This is a genomic window from Streptomyces sp. NBC_01439 (assembly GCF_036227605.1).
Taxonomy (GTDB): domain Bacteria; phylum Actinomycetota; class Actinomycetes; order Streptomycetales; family Streptomycetaceae; genus Streptomyces.
On the sequence record NZ_CP109487.1, the window covers coordinates 200,002 to 225,648 of the forward strand.

Annotated in this window: 21 protein-coding genes and 1 pseudogene; 6 read left to right on the forward strand and 16 right to left on the reverse strand. The window is 70.3% G+C overall.

Going from position 1 to position 25,647, the window contains the following annotated elements; translation table 11 throughout:
- Positions 1–661 precede the first annotated feature (661 nt).
- The 3 genes from OG207_RS01010 to OG207_RS01020 all read right to left on the reverse strand — a co-directional run bounded on the left by OG207_RS01010 (position 662) and on the right by OG207_RS01020 (position 4,360).
- A complete protein-coding gene (locus OG207_RS01010; protein ID WP_329094939.1) occupies positions 662–1,651 on the reverse strand; it encodes a Clp protease N-terminal domain-containing protein in 990 nt (329 codons plus the stop codon).
- A gap of 799 nt (positions 1,652–2,450) precedes the next feature.
- Positions 2,451–3,350: a hypothetical protein gene (locus OG207_RS01015; protein WP_329094941.1), complete on the reverse strand. Its 900-nt coding sequence runs from the start codon at positions 3,348–3,350 to the stop codon at positions 2,451–2,453.
- Positions 3,347–4,360, reverse strand: a complete 1,014-nt coding sequence (locus OG207_RS01020; protein ID WP_329094943.1) for an SPFH domain-containing protein — start codon at positions 4,358–4,360, stop codon at positions 3,347–3,349. Before OG207_RS01020 ends, OG207_RS01015 begins: the two co-directional genes overlap by 4 nt.
- Before the next feature lie 794 nt (positions 4,361–5,154).
- On the opposite strand from OG207_RS01020, the gene OG207_RS01025 reads away from it, so the two are divergent.
- Positions 5,155–5,538 carry a hypothetical protein gene (locus tag OG207_RS01025; protein ID WP_329094945.1) on the forward strand — a complete coding sequence of 128 codons (384 nt, stop codon included), beginning with the start codon at positions 5,155–5,157 and terminating at the stop codon, positions 5,536–5,538.
- A gap of 77 nt (positions 5,539–5,615) precedes the next feature.
- Here the strand turns inward: OG207_RS01025 and OG207_RS01030 are convergent.
- A pseudogene (locus tag OG207_RS01030) lies at positions 5,616–6,352 on the reverse strand (transposase); the annotation flags it as partial.
- Between the two features lie 67 nt (positions 6,353–6,419).
- Positions 6,420–6,977, reverse strand: a complete 558-nt coding sequence (locus tag OG207_RS01035) for an ArsR/SmtB family transcription factor (RefSeq protein ID WP_329094947.1) — start codon at positions 6,975–6,977, stop codon at positions 6,420–6,422.
- A gap of 57 nt (positions 6,978–7,034) precedes the next feature.
- On the opposite strand from OG207_RS01035, the gene OG207_RS01040 reads away from it, so the two are divergent.
- Complete coding sequence (locus tag OG207_RS01040; RefSeq protein WP_329094949.1) at positions 7,035–7,946, forward strand: S41 family peptidase; 912 nt, start codon at positions 7,035–7,037, stop codon at positions 7,944–7,946.
- 58 nt (positions 7,947–8,004) lie between these two features.
- On the opposite strand, the gene OG207_RS01045 is transcribed toward OG207_RS01040, so the two are convergent.
- Positions 8,005–8,196 (reverse strand): hypothetical protein, encoded by a 192-nt coding sequence (locus OG207_RS01045; protein ID WP_329094950.1) that lies wholly within the window; start codon positions 8,194–8,196, stop codon positions 8,005–8,007.
- A 258-nt stretch (positions 8,197–8,454) separates the two neighbouring features.
- Between OG207_RS01045 and OG207_RS01050 the strand changes: the two genes are divergently transcribed.
- Both OG207_RS01050 and OG207_RS01055 read left to right on the forward strand, forming a co-directional pair.
- Entirely contained in the window at positions 8,455–9,507 is a 1,053-nt protein-coding gene (locus OG207_RS01050; protein ID WP_329094951.1) for a serine hydrolase domain-containing protein, read from the forward strand.
- Positions 9,508–9,758: 251 nt separating this feature from the next.
- Positions 9,759–11,387: a sigma-70 family RNA polymerase sigma factor gene (locus OG207_RS01055; RefSeq protein ID WP_329094953.1), complete on the forward strand. Its 1,629-nt coding sequence runs from the start codon at positions 9,759–9,761 to the stop codon at positions 11,385–11,387.
- Between the two features lie 407 nt (positions 11,388–11,794).
- On the opposite strand, the gene OG207_RS01060 is transcribed toward OG207_RS01055, so the two are convergent.
- The 7 genes from OG207_RS01060 to OG207_RS01090 all read right to left on the reverse strand — a co-directional run bounded on the left by OG207_RS01060 (position 11,795) and on the right by OG207_RS01090 (position 21,122).
- A complete protein-coding gene (locus OG207_RS01060) occupies positions 11,795–12,685 on the reverse strand; it encodes an ABC transporter permease (RefSeq protein WP_329094955.1) in 891 nt (296 codons plus the stop codon).
- Entirely contained in the window at positions 12,682–13,794 is a 1,113-nt protein-coding gene (locus OG207_RS01065; protein ID WP_329094957.1) for an ATP-binding cassette domain-containing protein, read from the reverse strand. Before OG207_RS01065 ends, OG207_RS01060 begins: the two co-directional genes overlap by 4 nt.
- A gap of 107 nt (positions 13,795–13,901) precedes the next feature.
- The gene (locus OG207_RS01070; protein WP_329094959.1) at positions 13,902–14,060 is read right to left on the reverse strand and encodes a VenA family class IV lanthipeptide; all 159 of its coding nucleotides are present in this window, start codon (positions 14,058–14,060) and stop codon (positions 13,902–13,904) included.
- Positions 14,061–14,104: 44 nt separating this feature from the next.
- A complete protein-coding gene (lanL, locus tag OG207_RS01075) occupies positions 14,105–16,783 on the reverse strand; it encodes a class IV lanthionine synthetase LanL (protein ID WP_329094961.1) in 2,679 nt (892 codons plus the stop codon).
- 856 nt (positions 16,784–17,639) lie between these two features.
- Positions 17,640–19,040 carry an MFS transporter gene (locus tag OG207_RS01080; RefSeq protein WP_329094963.1) on the reverse strand — a complete coding sequence of 467 codons (1,401 nt, stop codon included), beginning with the start codon at positions 19,038–19,040 and terminating at the stop codon, positions 17,640–17,642.
- Between the two features lie 299 nt (positions 19,041–19,339).
- Entirely contained in the window at positions 19,340–20,215 is an 876-nt protein-coding gene (locus OG207_RS01085) for an alpha/beta fold hydrolase (RefSeq protein WP_329094965.1), read from the reverse strand.
- 121 nt (positions 20,216–20,336) lie between these two features.
- Positions 20,337–21,122 (reverse strand): class I SAM-dependent methyltransferase, encoded by a 786-nt coding sequence (locus tag OG207_RS01090; RefSeq protein WP_329094966.1) that lies wholly within the window; start codon positions 21,120–21,122, stop codon positions 20,337–20,339.
- A 353-nt stretch (positions 21,123–21,475) separates the two neighbouring features.
- On the opposite strand from OG207_RS01090, the gene OG207_RS01095 reads away from it, so the two are divergent.
- Positions 21,476–21,943, forward strand: coding sequence for a hypothetical protein (locus tag OG207_RS01095; RefSeq protein WP_329094968.1), 468 nt, complete (start codon positions 21,476–21,478; stop codon positions 21,941–21,943).
- 117 nt (positions 21,944–22,060) lie between these two features.
- Here OG207_RS01095 and OG207_RS01100 read toward each other — a convergent pair whose 3' ends face one another.
- Positions 22,061–22,675 (reverse strand): hypothetical protein, encoded by a 615-nt coding sequence (locus OG207_RS01100; protein WP_329094969.1) that lies wholly within the window; start codon positions 22,673–22,675, stop codon positions 22,061–22,063.
- A gap of 126 nt (positions 22,676–22,801) precedes the next feature.
- Complete coding sequence (locus tag OG207_RS01105; protein WP_329094970.1) at positions 22,802–22,927, reverse strand: hypothetical protein; 126 nt, start codon at positions 22,925–22,927, stop codon at positions 22,802–22,804.
- Positions 22,928–23,184: 257 nt separating this feature from the next.
- Between OG207_RS01105 and OG207_RS01110 the strand changes: the two genes are divergently transcribed.
- Positions 23,185–23,910, forward strand: a complete 726-nt coding sequence (locus OG207_RS01110; protein WP_329094971.1) for a hypothetical protein — start codon at positions 23,185–23,187, stop codon at positions 23,908–23,910.
- A gap of 187 nt (positions 23,911–24,097) precedes the next feature.
- Here the strand turns inward: OG207_RS01110 and OG207_RS01115 are convergent, their stop codons facing one another.
- Positions 24,098–25,477, reverse strand: a complete 1,380-nt coding sequence (locus OG207_RS01115) for an AMP-binding protein (protein WP_329094973.1) — start codon at positions 25,475–25,477, stop codon at positions 24,098–24,100.
- Positions 25,478–25,647: the final 170 nt, after the last annotated feature.

Consider the following 25,647-nt stretch of genomic DNA (forward strand, 5'->3'; position numbering starts at 1 on the left):
CGGACCGGCGTTCTGCGTTTCGGGCACGTCCGGACCGCTCCCGACATCGACGTGCACCGGACCCGGCTCACCAGCGCCGACCAGCAGAGTCACCACACCCCCCGGGTGCGCGTCCCAGCCCATCAGCACACCGCCCTTTGGCACGCCCCCGCCGACAGCCCGACCGGCCGACCGGATCGCGACTGCGGCCTTGCGCCGGCCGTGCACCCCCACACCCGGGCGATCCCGACGAACCAGTGCGGCTGGATACCGTGCTTCGAATCTGGGAGTGGGTTCCGGGGCTCGTCCGGTCGATCGTGTTCGGAGCCAGGTGGTGAGGGTTGCGGGAGCGGCAGTGCCTAGGTGGACGTGGCGGCATTCGTCGTAGCCGGTGGCGTTTGGACAGGTGGGCGGCCTGTCGGCCTTCTCGGGGATGGTGTGCCGGATACCGCGTCTTCGCAGGTACTCGTGGCAGGGGCCGTTGCCGTAGGGCTTGTCGGCCGGGATGCTGCCCAGCGTCTTGCGGGGCCTGCCCGGCCCGCGCTCCAGGACGGGGATCTTCTCCGGAAGGTGCTTGAACTGTGTGTAGTCGGCACGCCGGCCCAGTGTCACGATCCCACGTCACGTCACCCTAGGGTCACCTCCACGAAGCGGGCCGCCTGGGAAGTGCCCGACCCTGGGTTCAGGCCACCCGGGTGTCCGCCGGCCCAGCGGTGCGTCGAAGCGCCGCCGGTTCCACGCCGAGCGCCGCCAACAGCCGGACACTGCGGTTTCCCGGCTCGCCGAGCAACCGGTCCAGCAGATCGGAGGTGCCGCTGGCCATCGTGTCCTTGAGGAGCTCGCGCGGCGGCACCGTGTCCCGGCCGAAGTCCGTACCCTCCATCGCAGCACGCACCCGTACGTGGTCCACCCCGGCCTCGACCAGGACCCGGCCCCCGTCGTAGTCCCCCTTCACCCCGCCCGTCATGTGTGGGTAGGCCTGCGCGACCGCATAGGTCCGCAGCATGCCCAGGAGGACATCGTCGGTACGGACCTTCCTACGGTGCTGACCGGCAAGTTCCCCGGCCTCCAGGCGCGCCCACAGCACCGGGTGCGCCGCGGCGTTCATCGGCATCGCCCTGACCAACATCGACGTCCAGAACTGCCCCAGCTCACGGGGCTTGTAGCGGCGACGGCCCACCAGGGCGTCGCGGGTGGAGCGCAGCTCCGGCGGGACAGGATCCTCCACGTCAGGGACCCGTCCCGACCACACGGCCCGTTGCAGCGCAACGACGTCCACCCCGCATCCGCTCAGGTAGCTCACCGCACCGCAGGAGGGGTCGTCCAGGAGGGCTGCCAGCAGATCGGTCGGCGAGCGCTCGACGCCCTGACCACCGGTCACGGACGGTTGTGCCCGGCACCGGGCGAACGCCGCTGCCCCGGCAGTGCTGAGCGTGAGCGAGCGGCCCTCCTGCTCGGCCAACGCGATCTCAACCTTTCCGGGTTCCTCGTCCATCCCCCCGACGCCCTGGCGAATCACTTGTGTCGTGAGGTCGTACGAGGCGAGGAACTCCTGGACCCGGTCGTCCTTGCTGATGCAGGCCAGCAGGAGGTGCGTGCTGACGTGGCGCCTTGCGCAAACCGGGCCGAGCGCAGTGAGCAGGGCCTGGTCGGCGCGGAAGTCTGAGGTCATGCGGAAGATCCTGGCCGAGGTGCAGGAGCGTTGCATCAGCCCACGGACGGAAACCGATGCGAAGAATGTCGGAAACCGGCGCGACGAAAGTCGAAAGCCCGCGCGACGAAGGAGGGAATCAAGATGCAGGCTTCGCCAAGAACTTCGCGGCTGCTCGGGCCTCCTACCCCGAACACGGCGGGCTCACCGCGATCGACCCCGACGGGAACCCGCACGAGCCTTGGCGGACAGTGGACATGGACAGTGGATGGTGGACCGGCAGCAGCAGCACTACGCCTACCTGGAGCACGTCGCCGACACTTTCGTGCTGCGCCCGGCACCGGGAAGACGACCGCGGCTCGACCCACTCCGGCGATCCGCCCCACCTCCGCCCGCGGAGGAGAACGGCAGCCGGTCCGGACGTTAATGACTGCCCGTCAGTCCACCAGCGGCCGGACGGCGGGGAGCAGCGCGACCTCCTGGGCGAAGTTGAGCCGCACCGTGCTCCACCCGCCCTGTCGCTCGTTGTCGATCTCCACCGTGCCGGCCGGGGAGCGGAACCCGAGCCGAGCCGCGGTGTCGAAGTCGCCCCTGCGGACCGCTGGGGCGGCCCGATCGGGTTTGAGGGGGGAAGTTCATGTCCGGCTTGCTGGCCGCTGCCCTTGCCGTTCTCGCCCCCGTGCCGCCGGCGGAACTTGGTCGAGGTCCGCTCCGGCGCGTAGCGGCACCCACGCGCGTACCGGGCACGGTTGGTGCAGGAACCATGGCGCGCCGTCGTCCGGTGGATCGGCAGTGGTGACGGCCGGTCGGGTTGGAGCGCTCACGTCACCAGGCGCAGCGACGTTCCCGCGATGCCGACCCGTAGGCTCTGGCCCCAGGTCAGCTCTAGGGCGTCGCTCTCCACCCCGTCGCCGAAGACCACGATCCGGTCCGACTCCACGGTGAGCTGCAACCCCTGCCCCCGCCCCAGCTCACCGGCGACCTTCGTCGTTCCGGTCGTGGGAGAGGGCCAGGCCTCGCGCACGAACCACAGGAGCCGCCGGTCGCAGGGTGCGGGCAGCCCCGCGGAGCTGCCTCGCTCCAGCCACAGGGAACGTAGCCAGCCGGTCGCGCCCGTGCCGGTGCCCACCAGCACCCCGGAGGATGCCTGGGCCTCGCCCGGGCCCTTGTCGCCGTCGGATCCGAGGCGGTAACGGGCCGTCTGGTGACCGGGCGAGCCCACGTAGATCTCGTTCAGCGCGAGAAGGCGCTGGGTGTCGTCGGCGACGGCCTCGACCATGGTCAGCTCCTCCACCCGGCCTCCGGCGGCGGTCGCCGCACGCAGCAGGGCGGCCGTGTCGGCGCAGCGGTGACGGACCAGGACCCCCGGGTTGCGCCCCGGGTCGGTGTCGATGCCCACCACCGGCTGTCCGCGCAGATACTTCGCGGTGTTGGCGACGAGGCCGTCCTGGCCGACCACGACCACCACGTCCTCCGGGGCGAACAGGAAGCGGTCCAGATCGGCCCGCTCCACCCGGGAGTTGCGCCAGGTGAGCGGTACCGCCGCCGCCACTTCCCGCAGCGCCTGGCGCGTGCGCTCGTGGCGGCGGACCACCTCGTCGATCGACCGGCCCCGACTGGAAAGGAAGAACGCGGCCTGCCCGTGCGTCCCGTGCCGGGCGAGCAGTTCCTCGTACTCGGTCCTGCGGTGCACGAGCACCGCCCGCGGGGCCAGGCTCACTCGCCCGTTCCGCCTTCCGGACGCCCGAGCCTGGTGAGGAGCCCGGTGAGGACGTCCGGAGAGACCGTGATGCTCTCGATCCGCGGCAGGTTCTCCGCCAGCCGGGTCGCGGCCAGGGCGTGCAGCGTGCCCGGGCCGGCTTCGTCGTGCACGCGCAGCCAGGCAGCCTGGGCCTCGGCGCGTGCCGCGCCCGTCTCGCGCGCCGCCTCGGCGTCCGCGCGGGCCAGGCGGACCTTGCGGGCCGCTTCGGTTTCGGTGCGTATGCCGTCCGCCGCCGCCTTCTCCTCGGCCTCGCGGCGGGTGTTGGTGCCGCGCTGGTCGATCAGCTGCTCCTCGCGCCTGGCCAGCTCGATCTGACTGGCCAGCTCGTTCTCGGCGATGGCACGCTCGCGCTCGACGGCGACGGCTCGCCGTTCGTAGGTGGCCCTGTCCGCCTCCTGCTGGATCTGCTCGCGGGCCGGGGTGCGCAGGGCGCGCTCCACCTCGGCCTCGGGGCGGATCGCCACGACCCGTACGGCCACCACATCGATGCCGGTGGCCGGGAGCCTGGGCTCGGCGGCGAGGCCTGCGGCGACCCGTTCCCGCACGGAGGCGACGCCGTCCACCAAGGCGGCGGCCAGCGGAGTCCGGGCCAGTACGTCGAGCGTGTGCTGCTGCGCGGTCTCGGTGAGGAGGGTGGCGATCTGCTCCAAGGGAGCGCCGCGCCAGCTCCCGCTGTCCGGGTCGACGGAGAAGTCGAGCCGGTCCGCGGCCTCGGCCGGGTCACTGATCCGGTAGGTGACGGTGGCCTGCACGGCGACGTCCTGGAAGTCGGACGTACGGGCGTGGAACGCCATGGCCAGCTCCCGGTCGTCGACCGGCACTTCGGAAAGCGCTGCCGAAAGCGACCGGTACCAGAAACTGAGCCCCCGCCCGTCGTGGACGAGTCGGCCGCGCTTGTGGTGGCGGATGTGGGCATTGGGCGCGGAGCGCAGATGACGCCAGCCGAAGCGCCTGGTGATGTCGGCCATGGCGAACCCCCTTCATTTCGTCAGTGAGACGATAACGAGACGCACCTATATCGTCAAGGGGACGAAAACAATGCTTCCGGGGCACCCCGGCAGCAACGGGAGCCGCTCGAACGGCTCCTCGGCCTGAGGGACGGACCACCCCTGAACAGCTTCATGCTTCGTGCGTCCGCTCCGACCCTGCTCACAGAGGAAGCCCGCTGCCGTCCGATGGTCGGACAGGGCGTCAAGGACTGCAGGACGGGGGGGCTGCTCGCTCCTTGGTCCGTACCCCTCAGGGCAGCTCGGGGCGCGTCCGTCGCGGGGCCCCCGCAGCGCCGTTCGGCCTGAACGTCAACAAGAAGGAATCGTTTGCGCAGGAGGGCGAATCCGGTACGGCCGAACATCTGGCGCGGGGTGGTGGTTGATGCTCGTCGGCGCGGGTCCGATCGTAGCCAGCGACCGCGGGCGGGCGCCGCGCAGGCTCGGGGTCGGGCGAGGACGTTTCGTGGCGGAAGTGGTGGGGTCGGGCGGTCCGGTGGTCGCGGCGATCCTCAGGGCCACTCCGCTGCGGGCACCCGCCGTCCCGGCAGAGCCTGCCGCCGCCGGTGCTCTGCCGCACGCACGCGGACCGAGCATCGGCTCCGAGCGAGGATCGCCCGGTCCAGGCCCTGTGCCCGCATAGCCAAGGCAGCTCAGCCGACCAAGGCGTACGGGCGTCCCCGTACTCGCCTCAGCCGAGATCTGCACCACCCGTCCACAACCTACGGGGTCAGAACCTCCGGGGACCGTCTCTTGGATTCGTCCATGAGATCGTCGTGCTCGTGATCGAGTCCTGGGTGATCAATGACGACAGTCCTGTCCATGTGTCGTCCGCGGTGGTGCTGGAGTCTCTTCGGTCGAGGATCAACAGCGGGCAACTTGAGACGTGGCTGACCAGTTCGTACGGACGGTCGCTGGCCTTCGTGACGAACACCGAGCGCGCGATGGTGATGCTGTTCGACGACGAGTGCGATCCTGGCGAGCATGCCGTGCACCCGGGAGCTGAGGGGTCGAGCGACGGGTACGTCCTCTCCAACGGGCAGGACGACGAGTACCTGGATGAGGACACCGTCTCCCTCCGTGAGGCGTTCAGGCTCGTGGAGCACATCGTTGGCACAGGCTCTTGGCCTGCGGACGCGCGTTGGGCGGTCGATCGTTGACAGCGGTCCGTGCCTGGCCCCGATAGAGCCCGGTGGGCGGTGGCGAGCTCGTCCGTTCGCATGGCCGACCCGCGCTAGGGATCGCACCCGTTGAGGCAGCTTTCGACTGAGTTGCGCTGCTCGTAGGCCTCGGCGTCCAAGGCGGGCATTCGAACTTCGACGCGCCCTCGCCGCAGACGGTGGCCGATCTGGTCGGCGGGCTAGGGGATGGCAGCGCGGATGCAGCGTGGCGGACGTGACTCCGCATCGCGCGGAACGACTACGCGCACTCCGCCAGGACGGCATCGGGGCGAGGCGGGGCGAGGCGGGTCAGGTTCTCGGTCTTCCGGGTCCGCTTCGCAGAACACGGATGGCGGCCATGACGCCCTCGAAGGCCGGGGTGTTGCCCGCCTGCCTGCAGTGACGCGAAGGGCCAGGGGCGTACATGGCGTCGTACCTGGCCGTCGCCTGCGAGGTGGACGTGCTCAGGCCCGCCTCGGGAGCGGCCACGCGTGTGGCCGTCGGGCTCGGCCCAGCCTGGGCCCCTTTTCGCAGACTCCGTTGGCGTGCTGGTGAGCTCGGCGGACGGTGGAATCCGCCAACATGGTCCATCCGATGTCGTCAGCACCCTCGGCCTCTGCCGGGACGGCGGCAAAGACCTCGTGGGCGGTCTGGAATCCGGCCGAGCTCGTCCGGCAGGTCCCGCCACGGCGAGCAGGTGCGGTATTTCCAAGTGATGCCTCCACACGGTTCGGCGGGCCGGCCCACCGCCCACCGCCCACCGCCGACCGCCGACCGGACCGGCCGGCATCAACGGCTCGATCCGGTCCCACATCGCATCGGTGATCACTGATCGGACGGAGACATCCGATCAACTGACCGACCCGTCGGAGAGACACGCTCTACGGGGATTCCCGGTCGGGGTCGTGGGCGGTGTACAGCGAGACGAGGACACCGTGCACCGGTTCGCCCTCCGGAGCCTGTTCGGCCTCGTCGACCAAGCGGGCGAGGGTTTCGCCGAGTTCGCGGGCGGCGGCCGGGGTCAGCCGCAGGTGGCGCAGGCGCAGCAGGTGGTCGGTCGGGGAACGGTCGATCTCCTGGGCGAAGGCGCTGAACAGGGCGGCGGTGCCGACCGCCTGCGGCTCGGCGACGAGCAGCTTGCGTGCCGTCCGCCGGTAGTACCGTTCGGTGCCGCCGCGCACCGTGCGGGTGCCGGCGATCCCGATCAGTCCGGCATCGCTCAACACCTTGAGGTGGTGGGCGAGGTTGCCCTTCTTCGCGTCGAGAAGCACTGCGAGCTGGCTGACCGTGGCCGCACGTTGGGTCAGGGCGAACAGCAGTCGCTGGCGCAGCGGGTGGGCCAGGGCCGCGTACTGCTCGGGCGCGCCGATGTGCTGGACTTCCTCCTGGGGCTCCCAGGCCACTTCGTCCCCGCCGGTGTCAGCGTCGTCGTACGTCATGACGTAAGTGTCTAACTCTCTTGACTCTTTCGCAAGGCCGGTGGTCTACTCCTCGCCATGCCGACTCTGACATCCCTTCAGCCCGCCCCCGTCGTCGAGGAACTGGCCCGGCTGCTCGCCGCGCACTACGTCTTCCCCGAACTCGGCCAAGAGCTCGCCGGCCTGGTCCGGGAGCGCCTGGCCGACGGCGCCTATGACGTCGCCACCGCCGAAGAGCTGGGCCGGGTCGTCACCGCCGATCTCCAGTCCCGCAACGGCGACCTGCACCTGCGGCTGAAGTACCACGCCGACCGCGTGCCCGAGGAGCAGGGCGCGGCGATGCTCGCCGCGATGCGGCGCGACTTCGAGGCGTCGCTGGGCGGCGTAACGCGCCTGGAGATGCTGGACGGCGGGGTGGCCGTGCTGGAGCTGACGCCGAACCTCTTCCCGCTGGAGTGGGCCGCCGAGCCGCTCGGGGCCGCGCTGGCGGTGGCGTCCCGGGCCCGGGCGTTGATCCTGGATCTGCGGCGCAACCTCGGCGGCTCGCCCGACACGGTCGCCTTCGTGTGCGGCCACCTGCTGGACGAGCGCACCCTGCTGAACACCATGCGCTGGCGCGAGGGCGACCGTCGCGAGCAGTCCTGGTCGCCGGCGTATGTCCCCGGCCCGCGCTTCGGGGGTGAGAAGCCGGTGTACGTGCTGACCAGCCCGCGCACCTTCTCCGCCGCCGAGGAACTCGCGTACGACCTCCAGCAACTCGGCCGGGCGGTCGTGGTGGGAGAGACCACGAGGGGCGGGGCGCACCCGAGGGAGGGCTGGACCCTGCATCCGCACCTCGAGGCGTCGATCCCGGTGGGCCGGTCGGTCAATCCGGTCTCGGGGACCAACTGGGAGGGCACCGGAGTCGTCCCGGACCTCCCGTGCCCGACCGACGACGCCCTGACCCTCGCCCACGAGCGGGCCCTCGCCCGCCTGGAACGATCGGCCTAACCCTCCTACTACCGGAGTCGCCTTCGCGGATCTGGCGCATGCGGGTCGCCAGGAACGGTCACTGGCGGGCCCCGACGAGCAGGCCCGGCTGCTCGGGGAGGGCTTCCTCGACCGCCGTCACGATCGCGGGGCCGACGTCGTCGACGCCGACCGCCCGCGACGGCACGGCCGGCGGGTCGGGCCCGTCCATGACGCGGCGCACCAGAGTGGTGCGGCTCGCCGTAGGTGGCTCGTCCGTTCCTGGTTGCATGTCATTCTCCTTTTCCCTGGCGCGGGGTGAACCATGAGCAGCGCTCTGTCCAGCCGATGGGGGACGGTAAGACTGAGGGTGAGGGTGCGGGCGAACGAAGCGGTCGCACCCTCGCGCTCTCGCTGCGCTCGCGCCCGGCGGCGGCGTGGCAGAGCCCGACCACCGCCTCGCCGTACTGCTCAGGTCGCAGTGCCGACGACCGGAAATCATCATCAGGGGGCACCTGCCGCACGCGGGGGTGCCACCATGATGTCCGTCATGGCACAAGAACTCGCAACGCTCACCCAGCAAACCGCGGACCGGCTGGCCGAACAACACGTCGGCGTGGTGGTGGCCGCGGTGGCGGATGACGTCGTGGAGATACGTGGTGCCGGAACCACCGGTACGAACCACAGACGTGTCCCCGGCCCCGATACCCTGTTCGAGATCGGCTCGGTGACCAAGGTGTTCACCGCCCTCGCCCTGGCACACCTGGCATCCGTCGGTACCGTGAGCCTGGACGAGCCGCTCGGTGATTTACTGCCCGCCGGAACGGCCGTTCCGTCACGAGCCGGCCAGCCGATCTCCCTGCAACATCTGGCCACTCACACCTCCGGCCTGCCGCGACTGCCGAAGGGCATGCTGCTTCAGGCCCTGCTGCGCCCGTCGAAGCCGGATCCGTACGCCGACTGTACGGCCGATGTCCTGCTGTCCGGGCTGGCCGGGACCCGTCTGGGGGCCACTCCGGGGAAGCGGTTCCGCTACTCCAACCTCGGAGCCGGGCTGCTGGGGCTGGCCCTCGCCCGCCAGGCGGGCACCGAGTACGAGACCCTCATCACGCATGGGATCTGTGCCCCCTTGGGCATGACCGACACGGTGGTGACGGTGGACGCCACCCGCTCGGAACGCTCCGCGCAGGGCCACGTGCGCCGCGGCCGACCCGCCGCACCCTGGCACCTCGCCGACCTGGCGGGAGCAGGAGGCCTGCATTCGACCGCGACCGACCTGGTGGCCTTCGTACGGGCCCAGTTGGACGGCGGCCCCGCAGGGCTCGCCGAGGCGATCCGCCTCAGCCGTGCGGTCGAGTACCGCAGGAGCCCCTTCGCCCGGGTGCACCTCGGCTGGATGGCACACCGCCTACACCCCCGTCAGGGCGCCCACCTCCAGATCTGGCACAACGGAGGAACAGGGGGTTTCGCCTCCTTCGTGGGGTTCGATCCGGAAAAGCGGCTCGCCGTCATCGCCCTCGGCAACACCCGACGCCCCGTGGACGGCCCGGCCTTCGACCTCCTGCGCACCCTGCAAGCAGAGCGTGCGGCCACGTCGAACTGACACGGCCCGGGGCCCGCCAAAGGTGTTGCCACTGCGCACGAGGGCGGCGGCCGCGATGACCGGCATGCTGCTCCCCGCGTTCACGGATCCAGGGCGACGGCTCTCACCGTCCTACCTGTCGTTTGGTTTGCTTGCAGCTCTGCAAGGGTGCACACTTGCGCGAACTCCGGTCGGGCGCAGCGTCGCACCCTCATGACGGATGTGCCCGGAACCGACGCCCGGGTCATCAGCAAGCCACACGGGAGCACGTGTTGAGCACACCAGGTACGGCCCGTCAGCAGCATCTCCGAAGCCTCAGCGACGGGGAGCTCTGCGCCCTGCTCCGTGGGCACGCCTCGGAATCCGACGCGGGGGTCAGCGACGTGATGGACGAGGTGTTCGCCCGTCACCATCCCTCGGTGCTGGCCTACGCCCGCACGTGCTGCCGGGACCTGTCCACCGCGCAGGACCTCGCCGCCGAGGCCTTCGCCCGCACCTACCGGGCCATTGCCTGGGGTGCCGGACCCGAGTACGCGTGGCGGCCGTACCTGCTGACCTGTGTGCGCCGTCTGGCGGCCGCATGGGCGCAGAATGCCGCCCGTACACGGCTGTCCGACGATTTCGAGGAATGGGCCGCCCAGCTCTCGGACGGCCAGGACACCGAGGACGCCGTCTTCTCGGCGGAAGAGGGATCGTTGGTCCTACGTGCCTACCGGTCGCTGCCGGAGCGCTGGCAAGCCGTGCTGTGGCACTCCGTCGTCGAGCACGAGCCGGCGGCCGAGACCGCAGCGCGCCTCGGCATATCGGCCGGAGGCGTCGGCTCACTGGTCGCGCGTGCGCGGGAAGGCTTGCGGGAGGCGTATTTGCTCGCCCACCTGAAACAGGCCGCGAGTGAGGAGTGCCGGCACTACGGGAGACAGATCGCCGCGAAACTGCGCCGACCGGGCAAGCGCCTCAACCGGGACCTGGGCCGCCACCTTCAGGGGTGCGCCGGCTGTGCACGGGCCGAGCGCGACCTGCGCGATGTCAATGGCCGTATGGGTGTCCTGCTGCTGGGTGGAATCCTCCTGTGGAACCCCGCCTCCTTCCTATCGGCCCTGGGCGGGGGCGGCGCGCAGCTCGCCTCGAGCACGCTGAACGGGACACAGCTCGCCGGAACCAAGGTCGGCGCCGTGAAATGGGCCGCTGCCGCAGCCGCTGTGGGAACGGCGGCCACCGTGGTCGTCCTGCTGCCGGCCGACTCCGAGAACAACGGGTCCGTCCAAGCAGCCGCTCCCGCCAGGACGTACGCGGCCCCGGGCGGCCCGCTCCCGGAAATCACACCGGTCACGGTCATCGGCCCGGCGGCTTTTGCCACTGCTCCCGCCACGCCCCTCCCTTCCGCCTCCTCGTCCGCCTCTCCGTCCGCCTCGGCCTCGGCCTCCGCCCCGCCGACTGCTCCGACGCCCTCGACCGGTCAGACCGGCGCCGCCCTGGTCAACGTGGCCTCGGGGCTGTGCGTCGGCCTTGGCGGCTCAGGTTCCGGCGGCCGTTTGCAGCTCGAAAGGTGCACCGGGCAGGCCAGCCAGGGCTGGCAGCAGCTACCTGCCCAGCAGAACACGTACCAACTCCGCAACGCGGACACCGGTACCTGCCTCGACGGCGGAAATCTCGTCGTGGTCACCCTCCGCGCCTGCCGGACCGGCGCGAACCGCGCGACGCAACTCTGGCGGTTCGAGCCGGACGCACGGCCCGGTGCGTACCGCATCTGGTTCGTTCCGAAGGTCCGGTACACCGACTACGCCGACCATCTGCTGGGCCCGCGGAACTGGCCGAAGGCCGACCCGCCGCGTCCGGGATCAGAGATGGTGCACCTGCCCAACTACTACAACTCGGTCAACATGCTCTTCGCCCTGAGGTGAGCTGCAGCGCGCGGGCTCGTGCACGTCTTCTCGCTCGGTGTCGAGACCAGCCTCCGGCACACGACGTGCCGGATCACATGGCCATCGGCGTCCAACTCGAAGGAGAACCAGACGGATTCCTCGTCCCAGAAGCAGCCAACCCGGGTCGTCACGGGTTCACCGCGTCGAAGGGACACTGACAGGCGGGGAGTGAGGCAGTCCCTCTGCTGCTTCGACCGGCAGTCGGGGACGGTTTCGCCGGTGGGGCGGGGTGAACAGGCCGATGAGAGCGACGACTTCGGGGTGCGCGGCCGGTTCGGCCCGGGCGTCGGCGAGGCGGTTCAGGTAGCAGCCGATGGTCTCGCGCAGCACCGGGCGGGAAGGCGGCTCGGTGTCCCTGGGGGTCTGCTCAGTGGCGCGCCTGCGTGTCACTCGGGGCGGCTGAAACGGTGGGCGGCCCAGAGCAGGGCCGTGACGCCGCCGGCCACGAGGAGGCCGCCTTCGAGGAGTAGGGGAGGTTGCCAGCCGAACCACTCGATGCCCACGGTGGCTGCCTGGTCCGGTACCCGTAGCGCGATGCAGCGGCGCAGCAGGTCCACTCCGTAGGCCAGCGGGTTGGCGGCGGCCAGTACGTGGGCCCAGCCCGGCAGGTTTTGGATCGGGAAGAAGCCGCCGGAGAGGAACAGCAGCGGCATCATCACCAGGCCGAGCAGCATGTGGAAGACCTCGGGCCGGCCCAGGCTCACGGCGAGGGCGAGGGACAGGGCCGTGATGGTGAAGGAGGTCAGCATCATGCCGCCGAGGAGGAGCACCAGCAGGAGCGGGTCGTAGGGCAGGCCGACGGCGCCGGCCAGGCCGAGCAGGACGGCGCCCTGCACCGTGGAGACGATGGTGCCGCCGGCGCAGCATCCGAGGAGCAGGGTGGAGCGGCGGACCGGGGCCATCAGGAGTTCGCGCAGGTAGCCGCTCTGCCGGTCGGTGATCAGACGGATGCCGACCATGATGGCCGGCGTCTGTACCGTCATCATCAGCATGCCCGGGAAGAGGTAGGTCTGGTAGCCGACGCCCAGTGAGGAGTTCGGGATCAGGGCGGCCAGACCACCCCCCAGGACGAAGAGGTAGAGCACCGGCTGGATCAGCATCAGGGCGGTGTGCGTGGGCTGGGCGGACAGGCGCAGCAGATCGCGGTAGACCAGGCCGTGGATGGCGCGCAGTTCGTGGCGCAGGCGGGGCCCCGGCTCACGGCCGGTGCCGTCGTGGGCGCCGGGGGCATCCGGGGTACGGGAGGCGTCCGGGGCCGGGAGGGCGGGTGCGGTCATGGGGCCTCCTCGGGCGCTGCCGCGGTGCCGTCCGGGGCCGGGGCGGCCGGTGTGCGGTGCGGCCGGGGGGTGTGGATGCTGCGGCCGGTGTGGTGGAAGAAGACGTCGTCGAGCGTCGGTGCGGTAGCGGACGCGGCGTGCACCGCGATGCCGTGGGCTTCCAGTGCCGCGCACAGGCGGGGGATCCACGCACTGCCGTTGGGTAGCCGCAGGGACACCCCGTCGCTTTCCAGGGTGATGGCGAGGTCCGACGGAACGGTCCGGCCCACGACCTGTCGTGCTGCTGCGTCGTCGCTGGTGCGCAGCACCACCCGGTCGTCCCCGATCGCGGTCTTCAGCGCGAGGGGCGTGCCCTGGGCCACGATTCGGCCGTGGTCGATGATGCCGAGGCGATCGCAGTTCTCCGCCTCTTCCAGGTAGTGGGTGGTGACGAAGAGCGTGCTGCCGTGGTGGTCGCGCAAGTCGCGCAGGTGCTCCCAGACCTGGGCACGGGCGTGCGGGTCGAGTCCGGTGGTCGGCTCGTCGAGGAACAGGATCCGGGGTGCGTGCAGCAAGCCGCGGGCGAGCTCCAGTCGGCGGCGCATGCCTCCGGACAGGGTCCGTACCAGGGAACGCCGCCGGTCGGTGAGGCCGACCACTTCGAGCATCTCGGTGGTGCGTACGCGGGCGTGGCGGCGGCGCAGTCCGTAGAGGCGCGCGTGGATGTGCAGGTTCTGTTCGGCCGTCAGATCCGGGTCCAGGGCGCTGTGCTGGAAGAGCATTCCCACCAGTCTTCGTACCTGGTCCGGTCGGCTGAGCACGTCGACACCCGCCACCGTGGCCTGTCCGGCGGTGGGGCGGGCCAGGGCGCACAGCAGGGCGAGGGTGGTGGACTTCCCCGCTCCGTTGGGGCCGAGGAAGGCGAAGGTCTCTCCTTGGAGGACGTCCAGGTCCAGGCCGCGAACCGCATGGGTGGTGGTGCCGTCCGGGCGGGGGTAGCTCTTGACCAGGCCGCGCGTGCTGATGGCGTGGACCGGCTGGGCGGCGGACCGCGTGGCGTCCGGGTTCGTCGGGGCGGTGGTCACGAGGGTTGCCCGGGGGCGAGTGTCGTCACCGGCATGTGGCTGCATGGTCAGGTCCTCGTCGACGGGGTGTCCTTGCGCGGGCCTGCCGGCCGCACCGGTCGTGGCTCCGGCCGGTGGCTGCCTGGGGGACAGCCACCGGCCGGAGTGCTTGGTCAGCCGGCGCAGCTAATGCCGATACAGACGGTGTTGAGGAGCGTCAGCAGGCCGACGCACTCACAGGTCGCGGCGAACGGCGCTCCGTCGACGCCGACCGGGTCGGTCTCCGGAAGGGCGTGCAGGTGAGCCAGCAGTTCGAGTTCGCGGTTCTCCATGACTTTCTCCTTCTCTCTGAGGTTGCGACAGGGGTTCCCGTCGCTCAACCCGACTGCTGGATCATCCAGTGTCGGGAGTCTGTGTGGTGGGTCCGCAGGAGGAACGCCAGGATTCCTGCGGACCCGTCGCTCCAGCTCGTCGAGACGTCCCCGTACTCGTTGGGGAAGACGACGTGGCCGGCACGGTGGGCCCGTTCGGAGGCGATGAGGCGGGCCAGGTCCTGGGCCATCGCACGGTAGGCGGGGTCCCCGGTGGCGTCGGCCATGTCGAGGAGGAAGTCACCGTTGCCCGCCAGCCCGTGACACTGGGCGAGAGCGGCACGGGACGCACGCTCGACGACGGCGTGGGCGGCGCCGCGGGCGAGGTCGCCGAACCTCTTGTCCCCGGTCCGCTGCCAGAGACGGATGAGGAAGGAGCCGATGCCCGCCGAGCCGTGGCACCAGTACGGGGCCGTGGGTACGTTCGAGGTCTGGGCCGGCCACTGGGCGGCGTGGCCGACCGTCACGGCGTGGGCCACCAGGAGTTCGCCCGCCGCGACGGCCAGCTCCAGGTGTTCGGAGCGGCGGGAGACGGCCTCGGCGGCGAGGAGGAAGCAGCCGATGCCCGATGTTCCGTGCGCGAAGCCCAGATAGCGTTTGCCGGCCTCTTCGGAAACGGCTTCGGCGGGAACGGGCCAACTCGCGCCGGACGGTTCGGGCTGTGCGGCGGCAGCCAGCCGGTCGGCTGCGTCGACGACCAGTTCGGCCAGGCGCGGGTCACCGGTACGGTGCCACAGGTGGGCGGCGGCGAGGCCGCTGCCCGCGGAGCCGTGGGTGATGTCGTGGCTGGGTGTCGACTCCAGCGGGGCCAGGGCCAGGGCCATCGCGTGGCCGGTGAGGGCGTGGTCGTCGACGGCGCATCCGGCTTCGTACAGCGCCCAGGCGGTTCCGCGGCCTCCGAAGTGCAGCCCAGGGCGTATGGAGCGGGTGTCGGTCCGGGCGGCGATCCAGTGGCCGGCGGTGGAGATCACCTCGGGCAGCCGCGGGTCGCCGGTGAGCTCGAAGTACCGTGTCAGGACGGCCAGAACACCTGCTGCACCTTGCTGCACGGTGCAGGGGTCGGTCTCTCCGGCCAGGGTGGACACGGGCCACAGCCACTGGTCGTCGGCCGGGGTCATCGTATCGACGAGGTGGTTCACCATCCCGGTGACGGCGGCCTGCGTCGTGGGGTGCGGGTCGGCTGTCGGCAGCGGCCCCCCGGCGGGTCGCGTCGGCCGCGCCGGCTCCGCCCCGCGAAGTGCCTCGCGCGCCCGGGCAGGGTCCCAGCGCTCGTCGGGATCGTCCTTCATCAGGCCGCGGATCATCTCCGGCACGCCGTCCGGCAACCGCAGCGTTCCGGCGCAGGCGCTCAGCCACTCGGCGAACCGCTGCTCGGCGGGCCGGGTGGCCGGCTCCTCGGGCAGCAGGTTCGGTACCTTTCCGGCGAGGACGAAGCACACGGTGGCGCCGAGGCTGTAGTAGTCCGCGGTCGGGGACACGGGAGCACCCACCAGGCGCTCGGGGGCGCTGAAGCCGGGGGTCCCCACTTGGGTCGGGAGCGGGGCGTCGTCCTGGAGGACGGCGAGCTCGAGGTCGATGAGGCGCAGTTCTCCGTCGGGGCGGACCATGACGTTGCCGGGGGTGAAGTCCCTCAGTACGCAGCCGTGGGCGTGGGCCGCGGCGACCAGATCCACCAGACGTCCGATCTGGGCCAGCGCGTCCGCTCGGTAGCGTTCGCTTCCGACGTCGCGGAAGCGTTCGGCGACCCAGGTGCGCAGGGGCACGCCCGGTACTTCCTCCTGGGCGAGGAACAGGTGCCCGCCCGTTTCGAACATCGCGAGCGGTTCCGGCGCCAGTCCGGTGCCCTTGAGCTTCTCCAGCGTTCTGGCCTCGGCCCGCAGCCAGTCGCGGACGTCGGATCCGGATGCGTCGCCCTCGACGTGCGGCCGGGTCTCCTTGATCACCACGGGGGCGTCGGTGGTGACGTCCGTGCCCCGGTAGACGCCGCCCTTGTTGGTGTGGCGGATCGCTTCCCGTACCGAGAATCTACCGTTGAGCAGCACGGGGCCGCTCGCCTTCTTCTCCTGTTGCGGCGGAAGCGGTACCGAGGCGGGGAAGGGGCTGACCGCCCAGGAGGGCGGGGAGTACTGGCCGGTGCGCTTGTCTTCTACGGGATTGCCGTCGGGGTCTTCGATGCACCAGACCAGCAGGCCCTGTTCCGACAGCTGCCGGCGGCCGACGAAGGCGCCGTAGCGATAGTGCACGAGGCTGTACGGGGCGTACGGCTGGTCGGACAGGATCCGGGGGCCGGCGAGTCCGGCCGTGGCCCTGTGCAGCTCGAGGGCTATTCGGGCCGCGTCGTCGTCGGAAGCCGGGTAGACGGTGATGAACTTGCCCGAACTTCCCCGGGGCGTGGCACGGGAGTTGAGCGCGCTCACCTGCTCGAGGAAGCGGACGAACTTGAATCCCGACTCCTCGCGCAGCAGCACGTCGAGAGCCTTCGCGAGGACTTCCGGTGCGGAGGCGGCCGTCGCGGACACGTGCAGTTTCCAGCCCTGCCGGCGTCGTGCACCCGACTCCGACTCACGTGTGAGGCGGCACCACATATCGTCCGCGTTGATCGTCCAACGCGTGTCCGTGCCCGTGTCCTGTAGCGCCTGGCGGAGCTGAATTTCGAGGTCGACTTCGGTCGATTGGCTCGTCATGCGCGTCCCTCTCAACGGCGAGAACCGCTGGTCGAAATATGTCTTCGGCAGGAAGAAACGTACACCGCACCCTCGACGGAAGTTGCCTGGTTCCACGAGCGCATGGTGTTGTTGCGACGAATTTTGGTGCAGTCCGGCGCAATGTGAGGCGCGCAGCTATCAACGAGCCCGAAATGCTCTACACGTTCGACAGAATGGCTGGTTTCACCAGAGGGACAGTTGATTCGTTGCGAATCACGCAGGGCTTTCTGTATCGATTCAGGCGAACTGCAAGAACACTGACCCCACCTCCCCCAGCAGCCTCTTCACTTTCGACGACCGGTGGAGCTACGGCCACCATAGCCACTCGCGACCCCCCAATTTGGGTCGAACGAAAAATTGACCACGAGCCACTCCTGCGACCACGGCGAAAGCTACCGGCCCGAACTTCCGCCGTACAGCCTCCCCATCCACCACGCCGTGGAAAAGAGTTCGATTCCGCCATGATTCCAACCGACGAAGGGGTGCGATTCACCGCGTCAACACCTCCGCGATCAGCAACGTGAGCTGCATCGACTCGCAATATTTAATGCTCAACGATCTTTCGGAGGTCGCCGGATAATGACTCAATTGGCGAATATAGGCTTCCCGGGTTCACTGATGCATCCGGCGACCTCTGTTGTGCCCGATGCGGGCGGGGCATGCGGTGCCGGGCATGCCGGCCCGGGTCGAGCGCGTAGGGGCACCGGCGCACAACGGCGAACGCACGCCCGGTCGCGTGCGCCTGCGCGGCGGTGGGAGCGCGGCCACCGCGGGCCGGATCAGCGGGCCGGACCCCTCCGTGGGGTGCCCGTGCTTTCGCGCCCGGCCCGCCGCGTCAGACCCTGACCCGGCGCACGAGCACCGCCAGTGCCACCGCCCCGAGCAACGAGAGCAGGGCGGCGGCGCGAAGGACCGATTCGATGGCGGGGCCGTCGGAGGCCGCACTGCCTGCGGAACCGCTGACCACTTCCAGCACGGTGGAGGCCACGGCCACCGCCACGGCCCCGAGCAGCACCAGCGAGGTCAGGACGAGGCCGGAAGCGGCGGCGAGCCGGTTCGCGGGTACGTAGGATTGGGTGGCCACATTGGTCAGTGCCCAGCCGAGGCCCACGCCGAGGCCGACCACGGCGAAGATCGCAGTGTAGAGGGCGAGCGAGGTGGCCCAAGTGAGGGCGAGCAGGCTGACGCCGCAGAGCAACATCCCGGCGGCCATCAGCGCTTCGGGGCGCGCGTGTTGTGCGAGGTGCCCCGCCCCGTAGCTAGCGGACCCGGCTCCGACGGACAGGGAGAGGAAGACCAGTCCGGAGTCGAGCGGGGAGAGCCCGCGGGCTTGCTGGAGGTAGAGCGCGGACAGCACCGCGACCAGGCAGTAGACGATGTTGGACAGAGAGCCGGCCAGCGTGACGACGACGAACGGGCGGTTGCGCAGCAGCCCGAGGTCGAGGAGGGGTTCGGGGGTCCGCCGCTCCAGTCGTACGAACACGGCCAGGAGCGCGGCTCCGCCGACGAAGCAGGACAGGGTGGCGGGCGAACTCCAGCCCCAGTGCTGGCCCTGGTCCACCCCGATCATGACCGCGCTCAGCCCGGCCGCGAGCAAGATGACCCCGGGGAGGTCCAGGCCCCGGGCGGCCTCCTCGTCCCGGGTCTCGGGGACGTACCGCAGCATGAGTACGGTGGCGGCGACGCAGAAGGGCACGTTCAGCAGGAACACGGCACGCCAGCTGACGTGTTCGGCGAAGGCGCCGCCGATGAAGGGGCCCAGGGCGGTACCGATGGCGCTGAAGGCGAGGACGGTGGCGACGGCCCGGCCCTGGCGGGCGTCGCGGAAGTAGGCCGTGACCACCGCGACGGAGACGGGGAAGATCAGGGCGGCGGTGCATCCCTGGACGACCCGCCCTGCGGTGAGCCACGCGGTGTTCTGGGCGGCGGCGCACACGGCGGAAACGGCGCCGAAGCCGAGCAGCCCGGTAACGAGGACGCGGCGCCGGCCGAGCAGGTCGGCAGCCCGACCACCCGTGATCATGAGGGCGCCGAGCGCGAGCATGTAGCCGCTGACCAGCCACTGGAGGTCGGTGGTGGGGGTGTCGAAGTCGCGGGCGATGACGGGGAGCATGAGGTTGAGGGCGAACCAGTCCATCTGCACCAGCAGCATGGAAATGGCCGCTGCCGCGATCACCGCCCGGTCGCGCCGGGAAAAGAGCCCCCGGCCCGGATCCGCCTGTGCGGATGCACTCATGCCACCGCCCGTCTTCGATCTCTCCGACCATCGTGGCACCGGCCGGCGCGCCCGACGTGCTCGCAGGCCCGGGTAGCCGGTGCAGTACCCACGATCGGCCGCCGCGGCGGGCCCGCCGTGGGTGCGTTCGTCCACCTGGGCATGTCGTCGGGGCGGCCCGGTCGCCGGGCCGCCGGGCGCCGTGCCGCCGGGCCGCCGTGCGCCGTTGGTGTCCCCGAGCCCGCGGCGGCTTCCACTGACGCCGGACCCGGGCCGGGAAGGACCAGTGGCCGGTTCCGACGAGGAGACCCGCCTCCTGCTCAGCAGCAGAGTCCGGCCACCTGCTCCAGTTCGTCCGCCAGCAGCGCCGGATCGCGGGGGCCGATGTGCGGGGCGGCCAGGGACCGTACGCGGAATCGGTTGTCCGGGGTCGTCTCGTCAGCCTCCCTGATCATCAGGTCCTGGAGTGCCAGTGGGAGGGTACGGTCTTCGGTGAACCGCACGAACGTGCGCGGGATTCCGCCCCACTTGTGCACCAGACCGCGACCGTCGGCCACCCCGATCGCGGCCGATTCGTCCGGTTCGAGAATGTTGAGCATGGCCCTCACCTCGGCGTCGGAGTACTCGGCCGCCATCGCCTCCTTGGCAATCCGGAAGAAGGTCGGATCGCCGCTCCGCCAATTGACCCGGGTGACCCCGAGCTCCGGAGGGGTCGGGACAGGGGCCATCTTGAATATGTGGCTCGTGGCTGCTTCCGGCGTCGCCATCAGCTCGCTCACCGAGGCCCGCTTCGACGGGCACAGGGCGGAGACGTACACCAGGTGCGAGATGAGCTCGGGCACCAGGTCGGCCGCCGCGTTCACGGTGACACCGCCCAGACTCTGGCCGGCCAGGACCACCGGGCCGTTGCGGTGTGCCCGCCGCACCACCGCGGCCACATGTGCGGCGCAGTCGGCCAGGGTCGTCCCGGCGATCGGGGAGGGCTCCGTGCGCAGCCGCTCCAGGTCTTGCGGCGCCTGGTACGAGAGCGGGAGGTAGGCGCCGGGGCCGTGGCCGGGCAGGTCGACCGCGACCACCCGGTGCCCTCGCAGGCCCAGTTCGGCCGCTACGGGAGACCAGCCGTACGCATTGCTGCCCGATCCGTGGACCAGGACGAAAGTGACCGTCGAATCGGCCACACCCATTAAGTTACTCATGAGTACACCCTATGTCCACAGCCCCTCCGGGGACGATGCCCGTCCGCCACGCCTCCGCGACCAACTCCCCATGACGCGCCGCTACATCCTCTGGCGGAACAAGCACGCCCAGGACGAGCGCCTACGCAAGGTCGTGTACGGGTCGAACGTCGTCCGAGGCGGCCGCACCCCGACGGAACAACGCCGTCCACAGGAAGGTGACGCCGAACAGTGCTGACTCAGGGGGCTGCTCCCGCATGCGGCGCAGTTCCACCTCCACCAGGTCAGAGAAGATCCATCGCAGCGATCCGGGTGTGTAGGCGAGGCCGCCCCGCAACTCGCGTTCTCGGTAGAGGTCCGCGTCGGTCAGTTCCGTGCCCATCCCCGCCTCGCCGGCGGCGAAGCTGGTGAGCGCGAGATGGCCGCCAGGGGCGAGGACCCGGTCGAGGAGGGCCAGGTAGCTGACCCGGCGGTGCGGCGGCAGATGATGGAAGCACCCTGAGTCGACGACCAGGTCGTACGGGCCGCTCAACTCGGCAGCGGGGAGAGCGAAAGCGTCACCGCACAGGAAACGCACGTCGACTCCAGCCTCGTGAGCCCGGTCCTCACCCCAGGCGACAGCCACCGGGGAGAGATCGACGGCGTCCACCTCGAAGCCGTGCGAGGCGAGGTACAGGGCGTTGCGGCCGGGTCCGCATCCCAGGTCCAGGGCCCGGCCGGGAGCGATCAGGCCCTGGTCGAGGTAGGCGGCCAGATTCTCGTCCGGCTTCGCCGCGAAGAACGGGACCGGCCTCGACCGGTCGGCATAGAAGCGGTCCCAGAAGTCCTTGCCGTCACCCGTGGCCAAGCGGCCGGCCTCGGATTCAGCTGCGAAGAGCCCGTCCAGAAGCGCAAGGACGTCCTCGACGGTACGTACGGTCCGGTCCATCCGGCCCCCCCCCTTTCCACCGATGTCGATCATCGGAGCGGGAATGGCAAAAGACCAGCTCGGGCGGCGCGTGGAGAGGGCTGGAAACGGCTGTTGCGAGCCCCTGAGGTCACCGGCGAGCAACCCACTCCCGTCCCCGACTCGGCGTCCGCCCAGCCAGCTACCAAGGGCCGGAACGGGGCCGTCCAGGGCTGCGGCGGAGACACTATTCTGACGAGTTTTCCAGCGGTGCCACACGACCAACGCTGTCCGATGCGGCACTGATCCGTTCTTCCGATGGCAGGGTTGCTGCCAAAAATGGCCTGCTCCCTGGGGGTGGCCCGACTACTGTCCGTCTGAGTGACGAGTGACAGGTGACAGGTGACAAGGGTCTGATGATGACGACAGCATGGGAGGAGGCGCTCGCCCGGCTGTGTGCCGTACACGTGCCGGAGCGGGATGACGCCGATCTTCCGGATGAGCTCTTCGACCGTGTGGACGATCTCATTGACGCCTACGGTGCCGACGACGTTGCCGGTATCGTCGCCGAGGCTGTGGAGGCCGGCCGGGCGACGCTGGAGCAGGCGATCGTGTTCCTGAACGTGGCAGCCTGGTCGGGTACGGACAACGGGGCCTCCATGACGCTCACTCTCGACGAGTGGGTGCGGAAGGCGGACGACACTCTTCGCCTGGGCATCGCACTGCACCACGAGTACTACCCCTTGAGTACAAGTACGGAGATGCTGGCAAAACTTACTGAGATCGCCCTGCGCTTCCCTGAGCACCGGGCGATCTGCGAGCGTCGCATCGCCGACCGTCCCGCGGACCAACCCCGCAGTTGACCCTCGGGGGTTCCTACCGGCACCGGGACCACTGAGTTGCGCATGACGTTGCGTCCAATGCCACCTGCAGCCTCGAGTGGCAACGAGGAGAACGGGTAGCCCGCCGCCCGGATCCGCTCAGGCCAGGACGTTCACGGCCCTGGCGACGACGAGTCCCAGGATCATGAGCGAAAGGACGGACTGGAGGGTCATGACGCTCTTGGCCCAGGGAGCGAGTGGCATGACGTCGGTCGGACTCAGCGCGGTGGAATTGGTGAACCCGAGGTAGAGGTAGTCGATGTAGTGGGGGCGCCAGTGCGGGGCGTTGAGTTCGGGGCTGAGCTGCTGGGGAAAGGCGAGCGCCGGAGTGCGGGGCATGTGGTGGGCCCGGGCGGCCGGCCCGCCGCTGTCGAGTTCGAAGTACAGCAGGGAGAAGGCGAGAACGGTCGAGGACCAGACGCTGCCGCCAGCCAGCAGGAGGGCATTGGCGGAGCTGGTCTCGTGCCCGCCGTGGATGAGATCGTCGATCAGCTGGACGGTCGACCAGATGGCGCTGCCCACGAGCACGACGACCAGGGCGATCGCCACTGAGCGCAGGACAGTGGAACGGCGGCTGATCCGACCGGGGTCTCCCGAGACCAGCGCCACCAGCAGGACGCCTTCGGCGAGCGGAAGCGCCCATCGGGGCCCAAGACGCAGGTCGTCGGGCAGGAGCAAGGTGAGCACGGCCGAAGCGATGACCGCTGCCGCCATCGGCCAGCGGCTCTCCGTGTGGACGGCGGACCGCGGATGCGGCTCGCTCGGGCTCCTACGGTCCGTGTCGGACGTGTTCTGTCCGGTCACGGCCGATCACCTCCCGGGACCGGTGCCGGTGGCAGCTCAGATCGCATGTGCCGTCAGGGTCGTACGGCGTCGGGCGTCGCGGATGGTGCCGGGCGCCCGTGACTTCGGGTTCATGCGCCGCTCCTCGCAGGTGAAGGCGTACGGGGCCGCAGCTGTGACCACCTCGACCACCTCGACGACCGCACCTGGGACGCACGCTCGGGATGACGCGGCGCTGGACCGTGGTTCCACCGTAGACCCGGGTGAACGCGGCCCGCGGCCGACACGCTCCGCATTCACGCGCCTGCCGAAGCGGCAACCCGACGGCGTACGGCAACGCGTCGGCAGATCGGTCGGGGCTTCGTCCGATACAGCGGAGCGGTTCGCCGCCATCATCTCCGTGCTGGTCAGCAGCTGCGCCTACGGGACATGATGGCCCCGTGACGAGCAACCCACCCACACCCCCGGCTCGGATCCCCGGCTATGACGGGGGTCCCTTCCACCACCAGCCCGGCCTTCTGGACGAGCACCTGTTCTGGGTGGGCCACCTGCACAACTACTACTCAGAGAGCGAGGGGGCCGAAGACCTCGTAGATGACACGGACGCACAAGACGCCGGCGATCTGCAGTCCCAACTGCTGGCAGGCGACACCTGGCCCGTCTTCACGGTGCCGCTCCACGGCGACCACCGCCTTTACGTGGTGTACCGCGCCTTCGATGGGGACGAGGGCATCGACTACCTCCTGCACCACCCGGACTGGGATGCGGCCGAGCGTCTGGCACAAGACGAAGGCCATTTCGTGGGCCCCGGGCTGTCCTGGGCTGAGCTGACCGCCGCCGCGGACAACCACCTGCCCGGCGGCAGCACCACTGACCCCCAGGCCCGGCTTCTGCTTCTACTGCCCGCGTTCGGCGACGACGACCTGCCGGACGGCGCCGTCGAGCGCCTGGCCGCGGCACTGCGCGCCCGCACTCGCGTCAAGGCACCTGAGCGGCTCGCCACGATGCTCCTTGAGGATCAAGGGCCTTGCGGCCCCGCGCGCTGGGCAACAGCCGAAGGCGACCACCAGATCAACGATGGTGGCTACTCGTTCCGCAACCCCACCAACCCTTTCGCCTGGTCGACCTCACGTCTGGCCCGGGTCAGTAGCGCACTGGCTCCCTGACAGCGGTCGAGGAGTGCAGAGAAGATCAACACGCGGTCGCGTCCCGTTGGCGGACCGGGCGCTGGTCGTCGCAGCGTACTGGCGCACGAACCGCGCGCCCCGTCACGCCAGCGAGGCGAGGCCGTCTCTCCAAGGGAACGGGCGTACCCGCCGGCCCGGACGGAACCGTCCACGCCCTGTGCGCACCTCAGTCCCGGCTCCGCTCCTCACCCTCCAGTAGGAGCCGCTTCTGCGGCTTCCCCATGGCGTTGCGCGGCACCGCCTCGATGAAACGGACCTCACGCGGACGCTTGTGGACCGACAGGCGCGCCGCGACGAAATCGGTGAGCTCACCGCCGCTGACGCCCTCGGCCACGACGAACGCCACGATCCGCTGGCCCAGATCGGCATCGGGGACACCCACCACCGCCGCCTCCCGCACTCGGGGATGGTCCAGGAGCGCGTTCTCCACCTCACCCGCCCCGATCCGGTACCCCCCGGACTTGATCATGTCGGTGGAGGCGCGCCCCACGATCCGGTGCACGCCCTCCCCGTCGACAGCCGCGATGTCACCCGTGCGGAACCATCCGTCCTCCGTGTACGCGGCCGTCGTCGCCTCCGGCCGGCCAAGATAGCCCGAGAACAGCGTCGGCCCCTTCACCTGGAGCTCACCGATGTCCGCCCCCGGCTCGGCCACGACCCGTGTGGCGACACCCTCCAGCGCGGTTCCGACCGTACCGGGAGCCGCCTCACCCCCCGCGCGCCCACTCACCGTGATCAGCGTCTCCGTCATCCCGTACCGTTCCACGACCTGGTGCCCCGTCAGCCGCTCCAGGTCGTGGAAGACCGGCGTCGGCAGCGCCGCGCTTCCAGACACCAGCAGCCGGGCCCCTGATAGTGCCGCGGCCGCCCCCGGCACCGCCGCGATCCGCGACCACACGGTCGGCACACCGAAGTACAGGCTCCCGCCCGCCGCCGCAGCCGCCGCGTACGCCTCCGGCGTCGGCCGGCCCGTATGTACAAGTCGGCTCCCCGTCCGGAGAGCCCCGAGCACACCCAGTACCAGCCCATGGACGTGGAACAACGGCAGCCCGTGCACCAGAACGTCCTGCGCACTCCATTCCCATGCCCCGGCCAGCGCGTCCAGGTCCGCGACGATCGCCCCCCTGCTCAGCACCACGCCCTTGGGCACACCCGTCGTGCCCGACGTGTACAGGATCAACGCCGGGTCCCCCTCCCCCGTCGCACCCGCCGGCGGTCGGAGAACGGGCGAGGGAGCACGGCGGGCGAAATCCACCTCCAGCAGCCGGGCACCCGAATCCCGCAGGATGTGACCGCGCTCCACCGGACCCGCGTCAGGCGGCACCGGCACACAGGGCACACCCGCCAACAGACCGCCCACCACCGCGGCGACCGTCTCCAACGAAGCAGTCGCGGTCACCGCGAACGCCGGAACCGGCCCCCACCCGGCAAGATCTGCGGCCACCGCCCCCGCAGCACCCAGAACGTCCTCATACGACGCGGCACGACCCGCGACCGAGACGGCATCCCCCCGGTCCCCGAAAACCCCGGTAAGAGCAGTCAGCACGACAACACCCCCCAAGAACAAGAACAACAACAGGAAGAAACAACCTCACCACACCACAGGGCCACACACACCACTCCCCCCTTATGATCAGCCGAACCCCGTACCACCGCACGGCACGACCCGGCACACCCCGCCCGGCACAACCGCCAGGCCCGGCACCGCACGGCCCT